Genomic DNA, 15688 nt, shown 5'->3' with positions numbered 1-15688 from the left:
GCAACATCTCCCGGGCTTCGAGGCCCGCCCGCAGCAGTCCGAGATGGCCGCCGCGGTCGCGGCTGCGTTCGCGGGTCCGCGGCACCTGGCGGTCGAAGCCGGCACCGGCGTCGGCAAGACCTTCGCGTACCTGCTGCCCGCGATCGAGCAAATTGTTAGGAACAAACGCCGCGTCATCGTCAGCACACACACGATCGCGCTCCAGGAACAACTGATCCAGAAGGACGTGCCATTCCTCCAGGCGGCCCTGGGCCTGTCGTTCAAGGCCGAGCTGGTCAAGGGCCGCAACAACTACCTGAGCCTGCGCCGCTTGAAAGGGGCCAGCACGCGGCAGAAGGCGCTGTTCGAGAACATGTACCTGCGCCGCGCGCTGCACGCCATCGAAGACTGGGCGTATGAGACGGAGGACGGCTCGCTCGGCGATCTGCCCGAGGCGCCGCCGTTTGAGGTCTGGGAGAAGGTCCGCAGCGAGCACAACAACTGCCTCGGCCGGCGCTGCCCGACGTACACCGACTGCTTCTACCAGCGCGCCCGCCGGCGCGCCGCGTCCGCCGACCTGCTGATCGTGAACCACGCGCTACTGGTCAGCGATCTGCTGCTGCGCCGCGCGGGCGCGAGCGTCCTGCCCGACTACGACCTGGCGATCATCGACGAGGCACACACGCTGGAGGGCGTGGCCAGCGATCACTTCGGCGTGCGTGTTGCCCATGGACAGGTGCAACACATCCTGTCGGGCCTTTTCAATGAGCGCACGGGCAAGGGCTATCTCGCCGCCGTGGGCACGGATGAGCACCGGCAGAAGGTCATCGCCGCGCAATCGGCGACGACGCAGTTCTTCAACGAACTGCTCGACTGGCAACGGACGCGTGGACGCTCGAACGGGCGGCTGGTAACCGCGCCCACCGTGGACAACGTGTTGACGCCGGCGCTCGGCAGCATGGTGACGGCGCTGGAAGTGCTGAAGAAAGAGCTGCCGCGCGAGGAAGACCGCTACGAACTCGGTGGCTATCTCGACCGGGCCGCCGAGCTGGCCGCCGGCGTCGACGGACTGCTGGCGCGCGCCTATGACGAGCATGTGTACTGGATCGACACGGAGGTTGGTCGCGGCGCACGGGTCGCGTTGTGCGCTGCCCCGCTCGATGTCGCCCCCATCCTGCACGAGCTGCTGTTCAGCCGCATCGCCAGCACGATCCTGACCAGCGCCACGCTGGCGACGGCGGATGATGACGGCTTCAGCTATCTCCTGGGCCGCCTGGGCGTTGCGGAGGCGGACACGCTGCGGCTCGGTTCGCCGTTCGACTTTGAGCGCCAGGTGACCATCCACATCGAGGCGGGCCTGCCGGACCCAAGCGCCGGTGATGAATTCGTCGCGGCCGCGGCGCGGGCCGCGATTCACTATCTGCGGCAGACGGAGGGCCGGGCGTTCGTCCTGTTCACCAGCTACAAGATGCTGAACGACCTGGCGCGGCTGGTGCGCGACGAGCTGGCCGTCGAGGGCTACACGCTGCTCCTGCAGGGCGAGTCGCTGCCCCGCTCGAAGATGCTGGAGAAGTTTCGCGTCACGCCGCGCGCCGTGATCTTCGGCACCGACAGCTTCTGGCAGGGCGTCGATGTGGTCGGCGAGGCGCTGTCCAACGTCACCATCGTGAAGCTGCCGTTCGCCGTCCCCGACCGGCCGACCGTCGAGGCGCGGATCGACCTGATTCGCCAGCGCGGCGGCAATCCGTTCAACGATTTCCAGTTGCCGGAGGCGGTGCTGAAGTTCCGCCAGGGCTTCGGTCGGCTCATTCGCAGCAAGAGCGACCGCGGCATCGTGGTGATCCTCGATCCGCGCATCGTGCGCAAGCCGTACGGGCGTCGGTTCCTCACCAGCCTCCCGACGTGTCACGTGGAAACGTCGCACCAGCCCTGGTAGGCGGGAAGCGTCGTCAGGTCACGGCGACAACTGCCCCAAGCGCCACACGGCCAGGTCGTACTCGTTCATCGGCACCAGCGGAATGTCGTGCGCGAAGGCCAGGCCCGTCCGCACGGCACGCTCGAAGCACGGGCGCGCGGCAACTGCGTCGCCGGCCAGCCGGTACAGCTCGCCCGCGTAATAACCCGCCTCACACTCGTGCGTGGGGCTGGGCATTTGCACGGCCGCGGCCAACAGGTCCTCCGGCGCGCGCGCCAGCAGACACTCCAGGACCTTGAGGAGCCACGGATCATCCGCGACGCTGCCGAGCGCGTGGCATACCACGGTGTCCGCGTCGTCGTCGCGGCCGAGTTCCCGCAGGATCAGGTATGACCGAGCATCGCCGTAGAAGGCGCGCCCGAGGCGGGCGCGCATCCAGGCATAGTCTTCCAGGGCGGCGTCCCGCTGGCCGGTCATCCAGAGCACCGTCGCGCGATGAAAGCGGGGCCAGACCGTGGTTGCCGGGGCCACCGGGAACTTGAGGCAGGTGGTGTAGTCCGCGATGGCGCGGTCCAAGTCACCGAGCAGGCGATATGCCATCGCGCGCTGCAGGTAGGCGTTGTATTCGTGCCCATCCACCGTGATGAGCTGCGAATACTGGGCGATTGCCGCCGACAGCGCCCCAGTGCGCGCCAGCAGGTCACCACGGAGCGTGGCCCACCGGTAGTCGGCGGCATCGAGGCGCATCAGCGTTTCGGCGCCGGCCAGGGCGCCGGTCCAGTCCTGCGCGGTCACGCAGAGATGCGTGTGCCGCATCCAGGCCGGCACGTACGTTGGATCGCGCTGCACGGCCAACGCGGCGCACTGCTGCGCCCACCGGACGTCCAGCGTCGCCAGCGAGCGCAGGTACCAGCCCTCGGCCGTGTCCGGCGCCGCGGACTTCACCTGCGCAGCCAGATCGTTGGCGCGCTCCACGTTGCCGCCCTGCCGGTACAGCTCCGAGAGCAGGGCAGCACACTCCCAACGCTGCGCGTTGCCGCGGAGCGCCACCTCCAGCGTGCTGATGGCGTTATGGCGTGACTCGCCGGCGGGCCGGCGGAAATGCGCCAGCGCCCGCACCAGGCATGCCTCCGGCAACTCCGGGTACATGCCCGGTACAAGCTCGGCCTGGCCGAGCGCGTCCGCCAACACACCGCTTTCCAGTCGGGATTGCAGGGATAACAGCGCCTTGCGGCCCGCCACCAGTTCCCGCGCACGTTGCAGGTGCTCCTGGTGGGTCTGCCAACCCTGAGCGACCCCCCAGCCGCCCAGGGCCAGCAGCGCCACAACGGCCGCGATGGTCAGCGTACGCCGATTCCGCAGCAGGCGCATACGCAGCACGTACAGGCCGCTCGTCGGCCGAGCCTGGATCGGCTCGCCCGCCTGGTAACGGCGGATGTCGGCCCCCAGTTCCGCGGCCGTTGCGTAGCGGTGCGCCGGGTCCTTTTCCAGGGCTTTGAGCACGATCGTCTCGAGGTCGCCGCGCAGCGCGCGCAGCACGACGCTGGGCCGCTGGGGTGGCTCCTCGCAGATGATGCGCAGCCGTTCGTGCGGCAGAACCTGACGGAGTTCGTAGGGCAGTTGCCCGGTGAGCAACTGGTATAGAATGACGCCCAGCGCGTACACGTCGCTGCGCTCGTCGATGTCCCCCGGCTGCCCGCGGGCCTGCTCCGGGCTCATGTAGGCCAGGGTGCCGGCAATCTGGCCGGAGTCCGTGGCCGCGATGCTCACCGTGACATCCATGTCGGTGACGCGCGCCAGTCCGAAGTCGAGAATGCGCGGCCGGCCCTCCGGGTCGATCAGGATGTTGGCGGGCTTGAGGTCCCGATGAATGACCCCGTGGGCGTGCGCATGGACCACCGCCGCGCAGATCTGCGCAAACAGCTCCAGCCGCGCCCCCACGGTTAGCTCGTGCTCGCGCGCGTACACGTCCAGCGGCACGCCCTGCACCAGCTCCATCGTGAAGAACGGCCGGCCGTCGCCGGTCTGCCCGGCCTCGTACACGGTCACCAGCGCCGGGTGCGCCAGCCGCGCAAGCGTGTGAATCTCGCGCTGGAACAGCCGGACGTGTCGTGTGTCGGGGACGAGGCCGCCGAGGACTTTGAGTGCCACCCGGCGGCGCGGATGCTCCTGCTCCGCCTCGTACACGACACCCATGCCGCCGCGGCCCAGTTCGCGCACGATGCGGTAGCCGCTGACCTGCGAGGGATCGCTCAGGCCGACCACCGGCACCCGGGGCGCCGCGTGCAAATCGCCAAACAGCGCTTCCACAGGCGGGCCGGAGCCTGGCGCGCCCGCGACCAGACCCTCGAGCGCTGCCGCATCGCCGCGCCAGAAGTCGGCCAGCGCCGCGTCGAGGCGATCCGGCAGCGCCGGATCCCCGTCGTGTTCAGTCGGCGCGCTGGTTGCCATTGTGGTTGCCGGACGTGTTCAGATCGGCCACTTGTTGTCGCAGGGCCTGCACGGCCCGGATTAACAGCATGGACGCGGCGGGCCGCGACAATCCCATCTGTTCCGCGATCTCACTCAGTGGCAACTGGTCGAAGAATGCCAGGGTGATCACCTGGCGGTACGAGTCCTTGAGCCGGGCGAGTTCGGACATCAGCCGTGCGATGCGTTCCGCCTGGTCGACCGCGCTGTGCGGCGAGGCGCCCGAGGCCGAGAGGAACTCCCACACCGGGCCCGCGTGCGACAAGTCGGCGATGGTCGAATCGAGCGAGCGCACTTTGCGCTCGGGCCGGTGGCCGTTTCCGCGGCCGCGAATGAAATCCGCCACCTTGCGCGTCACGACTCCCGAGACAAACGCGCGCAGGCCCGCCAGTGTCCGCACCTCCAGGCGCGGCAAGCCGGCCAGCACCGCGAGCAACACATCCTCCGCGACGTCGTCGACCGCCGCGCCCTGCAGGATCGTGGGGTTCAGACGCGCAAGCACCATCAGCCGCACACGCGGCGCAAGGAGTCCGAGGACGCGTGTGCGCGCGTCTTTAGCGCCCGCCGCCGCCGCCGCGACTTCGGTGTCAGGAACGTCAACGATCCCCATCATGCTGGTTTCATTATACGGGCTGCTCGCCGGCAAAAACATGCAAATAGACGCGGCGCGCCGTCCGGATGGGGTCGCGCCGGCTCCAAACGGCGCTTGGCCGCGGAACGACCGATAGATACAGTACAGATACACGGGCGGGGCACGACCGGTTTGCAGACCGGCCAGGGTTGCGCCCTGTGACGAAAGAGGTGCTCGGCATGCGCGTTGCCGTCGGTTTACTGGTTTGTGTTGTCTTGGCGGGTTGCTCCAGCCGCTGCCCGTGCCGAAACGGTACCCGAGCGGCATCGCGATCAGACGATTCCGACAGGCGTGCGCCAAGCGCCTACATCAAGCTCGCGCGCGCCACGAACCCGGACGAGGCGATGCGCTGGCGTCGCTTGAGCTGGCTGGACGAACACGGCCAGGTGGCCCCGGACGCTCTGCTGCGCGCCCGGGCGCAACGCGACGCCAATCTCGCTTACTGGACCGAGCGCGCCAGCGCGCGGGCCGGCCTGCTCGATGCGGCCCATTGGACCGCGCATGGACCCGATAACGTCGGCGGCCGCACCCGCGCCATCCTCGTGGATCCGGCCGACCCGAATCGTATTCTCGCCGGTGCCGTCAGCGGGGGTATCTGGCTCAGCCTCGACGCCGGCGCGACGTGGGCCCCGGTCGACGACGCCTTGCCCAATCTCGCCATCTGCTGCCTGACCCGCGATCCATCCAACCCGCACGTGCTCTACGCCGGCACCGGCGAAGGCTTCTTCAACGCCGATGCGATCGGCGGCACGGGCATCTACAAGTCCACCGACAACGGCGACTCATGGACGCTGCTCCCGTCCACCGCCGGCTGGGACAACGTCTGCCGCATCGCCGTCAGCCCGACCAACAGCAACCTGATCCTGGCAGCCAAGCGCTACGGCGGGATTCAGCGCAGCACGAACGGCGGGGCGAGCTGGACGAACCCCAAGTGGGCCCAGGGCTCGTTCTATGTGGCCTTTGACCCCACGAACGGCAACAAGGCTGTCGCCCAGATCATCGACTATGACTGGAACACGAGCGACTGGTTCCACGCCGCGCTGTACAGCACCAACGGCGGTGCGAACTGGACCGTCGCGAGCGGGCTGAGCAACGTGCCAGGCTTCGGGGCGCGCATCGAACTCGCGTACGCCCCGAGCAATCCGGCCATCGTCTACGCCTCGGTTGCGATCGACGGCGGCGTCATCTACCGCTCCACCGATGGTGGCCACTCGTACACGCGGCGCACGACCAGCGGCACGTCCGGCGTGAGCTGGTATGCCAACCCGCTGTGGGTCGATCCCACGAACCCCGAGTTTCTCGTCACCGGCGGGTACAACATCCTCAAGAGCGTGAACGGCGGCACGACCCTTACGCAGATCAGCGACGGTTACATCATGACCGTCCAGCCGCACGTGGATATTCACACGTTCACCTGCGAGGCCGGCTTCGACGGCGTCACCAATCGGCGCTTATACGTCGGGACCGACGGTGGCGTCTGGCGGACCGACAACATCTACACCGCTTCGACCGGCAGCGGCTGGATGAAGCGCGACCAGACCTACGCCACCACGCAGTTCTACGGCGCCGCCGGCGACGGCCCCACCGGCCGGCTGTACGGCGGCACGCAGGACAACGGCACGCTCTGCCTGAGCGCTGCCAATAGCCAGGCCAATCTCGCCTTCGGTGGCGATGGCGGCTTCTGCGCCATCGATCCCACGGCCCCGAATTACTGCTATGGCGAGTACATCACGCTGCAGATTCATCGCTCCACGAACGGCGGCGCCAGCGCCAACTACATCTACAACGGCATCGCCGATGCCGGCACGAATGCGAACTTCATCGCCCCGTTCATTCTCGACCCCAACAACTCGAAGCGCATGCTCGCGGGCGGCGCCAGCCTGTGGCGCTCCGAGAACGTCAAGGCGATCAGTCCCACGTGGCAGGCGATCCGCGCCCCGGGTTCCGACCGGATCAGCGCGATCGCGGTAGCGCCGGGCAATTCCGACATCATCTGGGTCGGGCAGAACAACGGCGAACTGCACCGGACGACCAACGGCACGAACGCGAGCCCGAGCTGGGTCGCGGTGGACAACAACACCGGCGCGAACCCGCTGCCCGACCGCTATATCACGCGGATCCTGGTTGATCCGGACAACGTGCAGGTGGTCTACGTGGCGCTGGGCGGCTTCGCGGAGAACAACCTCTGGCAGACGCTGGACGGCGGCGCGAACTGGTACGATGTCACCGGCACGGGCGCGACCGGCTTGCCGGCGGCCCCGATTCGCGGTGTCGCGCGCCACCCTGACCGGTCCGACTGGCTGTACGTCGGCACGGAGGTGGGCATCTTCGAGAGCGTGGACGGCGGCCTGAGCTGGTCCACGACCAACCGCGGGCCGGCCAACGTCAGCGTGGACGAACTGCTGTTCATGCACAACTCCACAAAGCTGCTGGCCGCCACGCACGGGCGCGGGCTGTACACCGTGGACCTGTCCCCGCTGTTGCCGGGCGATCTCAATTGTGACGGCGTCGTGAACTTCGGCGACATCAACCCGTTCGTGTTGCGCCTGACCTATCCGGAACTGTGGCAGACCAGCTTCCCCGGCTGTCCACCGCTCAACGGCGACATCGACGGCAACGGCTTCGCGGACTTCGGCGACATCAACCCGTTCGTCAACCTGCTGACGTCGCAGGATTGAGCCCGCGCCCGCGCGGCTCGCACGTCGCGCGGCCGGCTTACACCAGCCACTGCCAGACGCGCCGCAAGATCTCGCGCACGACGTTGAGGGCCCCCGCGCCGCCGAAGAAGATCAGCAGCGAAAACACGAACAGGTGCTGCGTAATCAGCCAGTCGGTCAACCACGGCAGCGGCTGGAGCTTCAGCCAGCCGCGCCGGAGGCGCGCCAGCGGTCGCGCGGGCTCCGCTTCGAGCCGCTTCGTCCAGCGTGCCCAGTGCTGACTGGCCGCGACCATCAGTCCCATCACAATCCCCCAGATCCCGACCTGCGGCACCAGCTTGTGCCACAGCCCGATGATGAAGAAGGTCAGGCACAGGTTCAGCGTAGTGTGCCGGCGATTGCCGCCGAACGGGATGTAGAGGTAGTCGCGCAGCAGCGCGGACAGGCTGATGTGCCAGCGCCGCCAGAAGTCGCGCATGCTGGTCGCGAACCAGGGCCAGTTGAAGTTCTCGATCTGGCGATAGCCGAGCAGGCGGGCCACGCCGGCGGAAACGTCGCAGTACCCGCTGAACTCGAGATACAGCCCGAAGATCTGCAGGAACACGCCAAAGTACAGGAGCGCGAAACTCGCGATCTGCTCCGGATGCTGGTAGTACGTGTTGACGTGGCCCAGGCCATACACGTGCCAGAACAGCGGGTGGAAATACCAGGTGACAATCAGGCTCTTGAGCACGCCCCAGCCGATGCGGGTCAGGGCGGGGGGGACGTTGCGCCACGTGCGGCGGGCATGACAGGTGTCGAGCTCATCCTGGAACACGCCATAGCGCTCGATCGGCCCCTGGATCCACGTCGGCGCGTAGCAGACGTACGCCAGGAAGTTGAGCAGTGTCCGCCGCGCCGCGGGGATGCGCTCGTGCCTGAGGTCGGAGAAATAGTGCAGCAGGCGCGCCGCGAGATACGCCGTCCCGATGTTGTGGGCGTTCCAGAACATGGCGTACACGAGCTGGGCCGGCTGGCCGCTGGCGGTGGATTCGTGCAGGCGCAGCAGGAACGGCTCCCACGGCAGTCCGCGCGTCCCTAGCGGGAAGATCCACCGGGCGTGCGCGAACAGCCAGTCGTTCAGCGGTGTCGGCAGGCTGAGCTTGTGCAGGACCATCGTCACGATGTACCAGCCGCCCACGATCGTGATGGCGGCCAGCGGCGGGCCGATCGGCAGCACGTCCGTACGCCGGCACTCAATCGCGAAACGCTCGGCGAGCCAGTAGAACGCGATGCAGGTCAGCAGCCACAGGGCGGCGTACAGCGCGCCAAAGAGATAGACCGCGAAGACCAGTCCGGTCAGAACGATGCCGAGCCGCAGGCGCTGCCGGGGCAGCAGCAGGAGCAGCGGCACGAGCGGCAGGAAGTAAACCACGACGAAGCGGTCGTCGAGGATTTTCTCAAGCCAGAAGCCGCGCCAGTCCGTCCAGGGGGTGCGCAGAACGGGCTCGGCCAGGTATTGGCCGCACGACCGGAGTATGTCGGCCAGGCTGGCGAGTACGGCCATCGTCATCCGCGATACCAACACGTGCTAGCGGCCGCGCGGCGCGGGCGCTATGGGCGCGCAAGTTCGGCAGCGCGTTGCTCCAGGCGGGGAATTTGTTCACGCAAGGCGTGGGCCTGCGGCGAGTCCGGATAGCTGTTCACCAGCTCGTGGGCGATCCGCAGGGCCTCGGTGAAGTGCTGTTGCCGCACCAGGTCGCGAATCGCGTTCTCCATCTCCTGCCGCTTCTGAATCTCGGCGTTGGTTTTCAGCGTCGGGAGCTGGGTGCGGAGTTCCTGCGCTTCGGCCGAGCCGGGGAACCGCGCCAGCAGCGCCTCCACCAGGCGCAGCGCCTCCGACCAGTCGCGGCGGCTGCTCGCGGCCTGGGCCTGCGACATGAGGCGGGCCCGCTCCTCCGCGGTGGCCTTGTCGCGGGCGATGGCGATGCGTTTCGTCAATTCGGCCACCTTTTCCGACGTGGGGTGTCGCTGGCGCAACGTGCGGACGATTTCGACGGCGCGGTCCCAGGCCCCCAGCGCCGCCAGGTCCTCGACCTCGCGCGTCGCCACGTTGAGGTCGTGCGATTCGAACTTGGCCCGCGCCTGCTCGATCTGCTTCTCCAGCGCGTCCCAGTTGGGCAGCGACGGGAAACGGCGGCGAGCACGTTGCAGGCGCTGCTGCGCCTCGTGGAGATTGTGCTCGCGCAGCAGCACGGGCACGTCGTGTTCCAGTTGCCGGACGAGCTCCGCGGACTCATGCGCCAGGCGCGCGGCGCGCTCGGACTCGCTCAGCAGCTCGATGTCGCGCAGCTCGCGCGTCAGGTGCACAAGCTCCTCGAGCATGTGGGCCTGCTGCTCGCTGTGCGCGTCGGCCGCCCGGCCCCGCAGCAGACTGTCCGCGAGGCCCGCATTCGCGCTGCCGCGGGTTGTCGTGCGCAACGCCTCGCGGAGCGCCTCCAGCCGCCGGAGCAACTCGGCGCCGCCCCACAAGAGCAGCCCCAGCGCCCAACCCACCAGCAACAGGGCCGCCGTGCCCAGGAACTCGGACAGCGCGGGGAGCGGTTGTGCCTGGCGGCTCAGTTCCCAGAAGCGCGCCAGCGACCAGAGCGTCGTGATGACGGCGCACAGGCCGCCGCCGACGGCCATCGCCGCCGCCGCCAACCGGCCCCCGTTCAAGCCGTTCGCATCATAGTCGTCGTAGTCTGCCATGAGCCGACCTCCGTTGGCGCACCATTATTCCGGCTGGAGGCCGCCAACGCTACATCGCCAGCAGGAATTGACCGTTGTCGGTTCTTGTAGACTTCCGGCGGTTCCGGACGCGGCCGATCTTGCGGTCGTAGCGCTTCCCCTCCGTGGTCACGTGGTTGCGGGCCACGAATGGGGTGTCGTTCGGCAGCTTGGGCATGACCTTTGTACCGGCCAGCCGCTCGAACTCCGCCCGCACATCCGCGACCGCGTACTGCACGCCCGCGCGCTCGCTCAAGCCGGCGGCGATCACGCGCAGGGCCACCTCGTTGGGCAGCAGGTTGGCCAGGCTGACTTTGGTCTCGCGGTAAAGCTGGAGCAGGAACTCGGTATGCAGCGGCGGCCACTGCCCGTCGTGCGGCCGCGCGACGCTCTCGTCAATCACGGCGGCCAGTCGCGCCTGCGAATGCTTCACATACTCGGGCGAGAGGTCGATGCCGACGTACCGCCGGCCCAGGCGTTTCGCGGCCGCGGCGGTCGTGCCGCTACCGTTGAAGGGGTCGAGGACGATCTCGCCGGGCCGGCTGCTGGCCATCACGATCCGCATGAGCAGGGCCTCGGGCATCTGGCAGCCGTGGAACCCGGCGCGTTCCTTGAACGTGCCGCAGACGCGCGGGAACTCGTCCCAGACATCGTCGGGCAGCCGACCTAGCGGATCGGCCCGCAAATCCTGGTACTCCGTGTGCCGGGCGCTGGGGAAGCGCAGCAGACGGTCGTTAAACGTGAACTGCTTGGCGTCCTTCGTGAAGTAGAAGATGTGTGTGTGCGCCCGGCTGAACTTCGTCCGGGCATTCTGGCCGAACGTGTAGTGCCAGATGATCCAGTTGCGCAGGTGCAGCCCGAGTTGCCGGCCCAGCACACGAATCTCGGCCGCGAAGTCGTCGCCGATCGCAATATAAACCGATCCGTCTGCCTTCAGAATGCGCTGGCACGCCGCCATCCACTGCCGCGACCACTCCACGTACTCCGCGTTGGGCATGTCGTCCGTGTAATTGTCGTAAACGTAGCCAATGTTGAACGGCGGGTCGGCGAAGACGAGATCCACGCTGCCCTCCGGCCAACCGTTGAGCAGCTTGATTGAGTCACCACAATATATGGTATCCAGATTCATACATAGACCCTTCCTGTTGTGCTATAGGCTATTGTCGCTGGAGGCGGCCTCGGACGTCAAGCTCCTTCCGTCGCCAGCGATCCGGTCCCGCACGGCCCGGATGCGGCGCCAATGCGTGCCTTCCCAGAACACGTGTCGGCAGGCGCGGCAGCGGTAGAACTCCGTTGTCCAGATCAGGCTCCGGGCCGGGACGACGTCCGCCACCTCCTCTCGACCGATGGCGTCCAGCTCGCCATTGCACAGCGTGCAGCGGGGGAATTCAGGCTGGATCTGCAACTCACGGACGACAAACCGCACCTGGTCGAGCAGCTTGAGCCCGACCGGCAGGCGAACCCCGCGCAGCGCGCCGGTCGCAAACACCCGCCGCTCAAAGAGCTTCCCGTCGGAGGACAGCACGATGCGGTGCTCGGCCAGGGCGTGGGCGACGAGGTCGCCGTCATCGATCCCCGGCGTGTAGCTGCTGTCGACGCCGAGTACGCGCAGCCAGCGCGCCAGCCCGCCGCACATGGCATCGCAGGCCACCCTCGGGGCGTGCGCAGACTCGTCACCCGCCATGCCGCGAATTGTACCGCCGCGGTCGGCCGAAGCGCCTCGGAAATGGCGCTCGCGGCCCCAGCTCGCTTCACTGGGACGAGTGCCGTAGACTGCTACCTGCGTTCAAGCTGTGCTGGAGCAAAGCATGCCGAACATCTGTTTCCTGGGGGCCGGCAGCGGGTTCACCCGCCCGTTATGCACCGATGTCATGCTCGCGCCCGGGATCGACGGCGGTGAGTTCCGGCTGGTCGATATCGACGCCGCCCGGCTGGACCCGGCCTTCCGGCTCGTGCAGCGCATCGCGGAGCGCGTCGGCGGCGGGCGCTGGCACGTCTCCGCCACGACCGACCGCCGCAGCGCCTTGGGCGGCGCGGACTACGTGATCAACTGCATCGAGGTGTCCGGCGTCGAGACGGTGCGCTGGGACAACGACATCCCGCTGAAGTACGGCGTGTCGCAGTGCATCGGCGACACGATCGGCCCCGGGGGATTGATGAAGGCGCTGCGGACCGGGCCGGTCTGGCTGAACGTGCTGCGTGATTGCAGCGAACTCTGCCCCACCGCGTGGGTGCTCAACTACACGAACCCGATGAGCATCATGTGTCTGGTTGCGGCGCGGGCCTCCGCGCAGCGCGTGGTCGGGCTGTGTCACTCAGTGCAGGGCAGCAGCCGGCAGCTCGCTGACTATGTGCAGGTCCCGTACGACGAGTTGGAATGGGCGTGCGGTGGGATCAACCACATGTCGTGGTTCACGACACTGCGGCATCGCGGCGTGGACCTCTATCCGGCGCTGTGCCGCCGCGTGCAGGATGATCCACAGCTCTGGGAGCGCGACCCGGTGCGATTTGACACGATGCTGCACTTCGGCGCGTTCGTCACCGAGTCCAGCGGCCACTTCTCCGAGTACGTGCCGTACTATCGCAAGCGGCGCGACCTCATCGGCCAGTACTGCCGGTCGGGCTATCTGGGGCAGGAGAGCTTCTACGCCGACAACTGGCCCCGCTGGCGGCAGGAGTGCGATGCCGCCCGGCAGCGGCTCCTCGCCGGCGAGGAGGAACTGAAGACCGAGCGCAGCCTGGAGTACGCGTCGTACATCATCGCCGCGCGCGAGACGCACGTGCCGTTCGTCATCCACGGGAACGTCCTGAACCGCGGCCTCATCGCGAATCTGCCCGCGGACGGCTGCGTCGAGGTTGCCTGCGTCGTCGATCGTACCGGAATCCACCCGACGCGCTTCGGTCCGCTGCCACCACAACTGGCCGCCCTCTGCCGGGCGAACATGGCGATGTTTGATCTCGCGGCGACCGCGGTCGTCGAGGGCAGCAAGGCAGCGGCGATTCACGCGTTGCTGCTCGACCCGCTTACCGCGGCGGTCTGCGCGCCGGCCGAGATCCAGCGGATGGCCGAGGAGCTGCTTACAGCGGAGCGCGCCTTTATTCCCGAACTGCACTGAGCCCGCGCCCGGCGATGGGGTCGGCACGCTGGTCTCAGGTCGCGGTCGCCACCCGCTCCATTCGCATGCGTGCCCGCTGCGGTGTCCGCCGCGGGGCCCGAGGCGTCCCCGCCAGGGCTGCGGCGCGAAAACTGGCCGAAGAAGTTCCGGGCGCTATACTTCCAGTTGGAGTCAGAGGAATTCGGGCCTCGCCCCGTTCACGGACGCTCACGCCCCCGACTGGGCCGGCGGCGTCCTTCATGGTCAGATGGCGCCCGGCCTGGTGCGGCTCAATGACGCGCACGGGCCGGGCGCGCTCGGGAGGTGGGTGAGCATGGCTCGGACAGGCAGCCGGCCGGCTCCCGCGTTTCGCGAGCCCGAGAGTCCCGGTCCCGATTGGTTCCGGGTGCGCCGACGAGGTGAACTATGCGACTTGGCCGGGCAGCAGCTTACGCGGTGTTTGCTACCACGCACTTGGCGGAGAACGCCACGGGGGCGCCCATTCAGGGGCGGGATATCGCCGAGGCGTGCGGGATCCCGCCGGGACACCTGCTGAAGATTCTGCAGCAGCTCGTGCGGGCGCAGATTCTCAGCAGCGAACGCGGGCCGGCCGGCGGTTTTGTGCTCCGCAAGCCGCCCCAGGAGATCTCACTGCTCGAGATCGTCGAGGCGATCGAAGGGCCGATCAACGGCGACCTGCTGTTGCGCAACGTCGCCGCGAGCAAGGAAACGGCCCGTGCCCGTCTGGAGCAGACTTGCCAGGAAGTCGCCGAATACGCCAAGTCCCGCCTCGCCGGCACCGTGATCGCCAACTGCACCAATCACCAGGGTTGACCGCACCGGTCGTCAGCGCGCCTGCCCGACCCACGCGGCCAGACACTCCACCCCCGCCAGCACGTTCTCGCCCACTTGCTGAATAAGGCTTTCGGGCAGCGGTTGGTCCGGCGGATACCCCTCGGCCAGCGCCAGCGCTGCGGCCCCATCAAAATCGACGTAGGCCAGGCGGGCGGTCAACTCGCCGCGTGACCGGCCGAAAGCGACGCCCGGCAGGGCCGCGACCCCGGCCTCGTCCAGCAGACGATCGCAGAGGGTCTTGCCGTCGGTTACGCCGCGCGCGGCCAGCCTCTCCGCCAGCGGGCTGAAATCCGGAAACAGGTAAAACGCACCCGCCGGCGGGTGGACGCGCAGGCCGGCGGCGGTCAGCGTGGCCGCGCAGCGCATCCCCAGTGCCGCCAGAATGCGCCGCGCGTGGAACAGGTAGCGCTCGATCTCGGTCCCGCCGCGAAACGCTTCCACCGCGGCGAACTGCACGGGAGCACACACGGACGTGTACGTCTCGCTCGCGACGCTCGCCATCGCGTCGGCCAGCCAGTCGAGCTCCGCGGGAAACGTGAACGTCCCCAGCCGCCAGCCGCCGGCCCCGCACCACTTCGAGAGCCCCGAGCTGACGATCGTGCCCTCCGGGTAGAAGCGTGCGATCGACACGTGCTCGCCGCTGAAGTGCAGTTGCCCGTAAATCTCGTCCGAGAGCACGATCAGCTCGAAGCGCCGCGCGATCTCGGCAAGCTCCCGCAGCTCATCGGCCGTGTAGGTGCCGCCCGTCGGATTGCTCGGGTAGTTCAGCACCAGCAGCCGCGGGCGGCGATCGTCGTGGATCAGCTCGAGCGAACGGAGCAACTGCTCGGCGCTGATCTTCCAGCCGGCTTCGAAGCTCGTGTGGATCCGGCTGATGCGCCGCCCCAGGATGCGCGCCTGCGGCCAGTACGTGACCCAGCATGGCGGCGTCAGCAGGATTTCACCATAGTAGACCAGTTGCACGAGGAACATCAGCTCCTTCGAGCCGGGACCGACCAGGACGCGGTCGGGGTGTGTGTCCAACTGGTCCTTCCGCCGGTGGAATTCGGCCACCGCTTCGCGCAGGGCCGGCAGTCCGCGCACTGGCAGGTAGTCCTTTTGCGGCGCCGCCAGCCGCAGCGCCTCCACCACCGGCTGGGGCACCGGGAAGGGTGACTGGCCCAGCCCGAAATCGTAAATGCGTCGATTCGCGCGCCGGAGTTCACGGCACTTGGCCTGGATGGCCAGCGTCGCCGACAGGCCCAGACCGCGTACATTGAGATTGAGACTGACGTGTTTCGTGGTGTTCATGCCGCCGCGCCTAGCCGTTTCCCGCGCAAGGGTGGACCTCGCCCGGGGC

Annotated in this window: 10 protein-coding genes and 1 pseudogene; 4 read left to right on the top strand and 7 right to left on the bottom strand. The window is 68.0% G+C overall.

The genetic code is table 11. The features are described 5' to 3' along the window. Positions 1–43: 43 nt before the first annotated feature. Positions 44–1915 (top strand): DEAD/DEAH box helicase, encoded by a 1872-nt coding sequence (locus KA383_07410; protein MBP7745945.1) that lies wholly within the window; start codon positions 44–46, stop codon positions 1913–1915. Positions 1916–1933: 18 nt separating this feature from the next. On the opposite strand, the gene KA383_07405 is transcribed toward KA383_07410, so the two are convergent. Together KA383_07405 and KA383_07400 are read right to left on the bottom strand one after the other, a co-directional pair. After that, complete coding sequence (locus tag KA383_07405) at positions 1934–4345, bottom strand: protein kinase (protein MBP7745944.1); 2412 nt, start codon at positions 4343–4345, stop codon at positions 1934–1936. After that, positions 4323–5015, bottom strand: a complete 693-nt coding sequence (locus tag KA383_07400; GenBank protein MBP7745943.1) for a sigma-70 family RNA polymerase sigma factor — start codon at positions 5013–5015, stop codon at positions 4323–4325. The genes KA383_07405 and KA383_07400 overlap by 23 nt, the downstream gene beginning before the upstream one ends. Before the next feature lie 323 nt (positions 5016–5338). Here KA383_07400 and KA383_07395 point away from each other — a divergent pair, with 323 nt between their 5' ends. Further along, a complete protein-coding gene (locus KA383_07395) occupies positions 5339–7672 on the top strand; it encodes a hypothetical protein (GenBank protein ID MBP7745942.1) in 2334 nt (777 codons plus the stop codon). Positions 7673–7709: 37 nt separating this feature from the next. On the opposite strand, the gene KA383_07390 is transcribed toward KA383_07395, so the two are convergent. From KA383_07390 to KA383_07375, 4 genes and pseudogenes are all read right to left on the bottom strand, one after another. After that, positions 7710–9203: an MBOAT family protein gene (locus KA383_07390; GenBank protein ID MBP7745941.1), complete on the bottom strand. Its 1494-nt coding sequence runs from the start codon at positions 9201–9203 to the stop codon at positions 7710–7712. A 41-nt stretch (positions 9204–9244) separates the two neighbouring features. Then, a complete protein-coding gene (locus KA383_07385; GenBank protein MBP7745940.1) occupies positions 9245–10381 on the bottom strand; it encodes a hypothetical protein in 1137 nt (378 codons plus the stop codon). A 427-nt stretch (positions 10382–10808) separates the two neighbouring features. After that, positions 10809–11528 (bottom strand): annotated as a pseudogene (locus tag KA383_07380) (site-specific DNA-methyltransferase). A 21-nt stretch (positions 11529–11549) separates the two neighbouring features. Beyond that, entirely contained in the window at positions 11550–12083 is a 534-nt protein-coding gene (locus tag KA383_07375) for a Mut7-C RNAse domain-containing protein (GenBank protein MBP7745939.1), read from the bottom strand. A gap of 124 nt (positions 12084–12207) precedes the next feature. On the opposite strand from KA383_07375, the gene KA383_07370 reads away from it, so the two are divergent. Both KA383_07370 and KA383_07365 read left to right on the top strand, forming a co-directional pair. Then, entirely contained in the window at positions 12208–13515 is a 1308-nt protein-coding gene (locus tag KA383_07370) for an alpha-glucosidase/alpha-galactosidase (GenBank protein ID MBP7745938.1), read from the top strand. 435 nt (positions 13516–13950) lie between these two features. Beyond that, the gene (locus KA383_07365; GenBank protein MBP7745937.1) at positions 13951–14328 is read left to right on the top strand and encodes an Rrf2 family transcriptional regulator; all 378 of its coding nucleotides are present in this window, start codon (positions 13951–13953) and stop codon (positions 14326–14328) included. A 12-nt stretch (positions 14329–14340) separates the two neighbouring features. Here KA383_07365 and KA383_07360 read toward each other — a convergent pair whose 3' ends face one another. Beyond that, on the bottom strand, positions 14341–15639 hold the full coding sequence (locus KA383_07360) for an aminotransferase class I/II-fold pyridoxal phosphate-dependent enzyme (protein MBP7745936.1): 1299 nt from the start codon (positions 15637–15639) through the stop codon (positions 14341–14343). Positions 15640–15688 lie beyond the last annotated feature (49 nt).

Source organism: Phycisphaerae bacterium (assembly GCA_017999985.1).
In the GTDB taxonomy this organism is placed as follows: domain Bacteria; phylum Planctomycetota; class Phycisphaerae; order UBA1845; family Fen-1342; genus JAGNKU01.
Note: the sequence above shows the minus strand (reverse complement) of the source record. Positions and strands in the feature narration are given on the sequence as shown.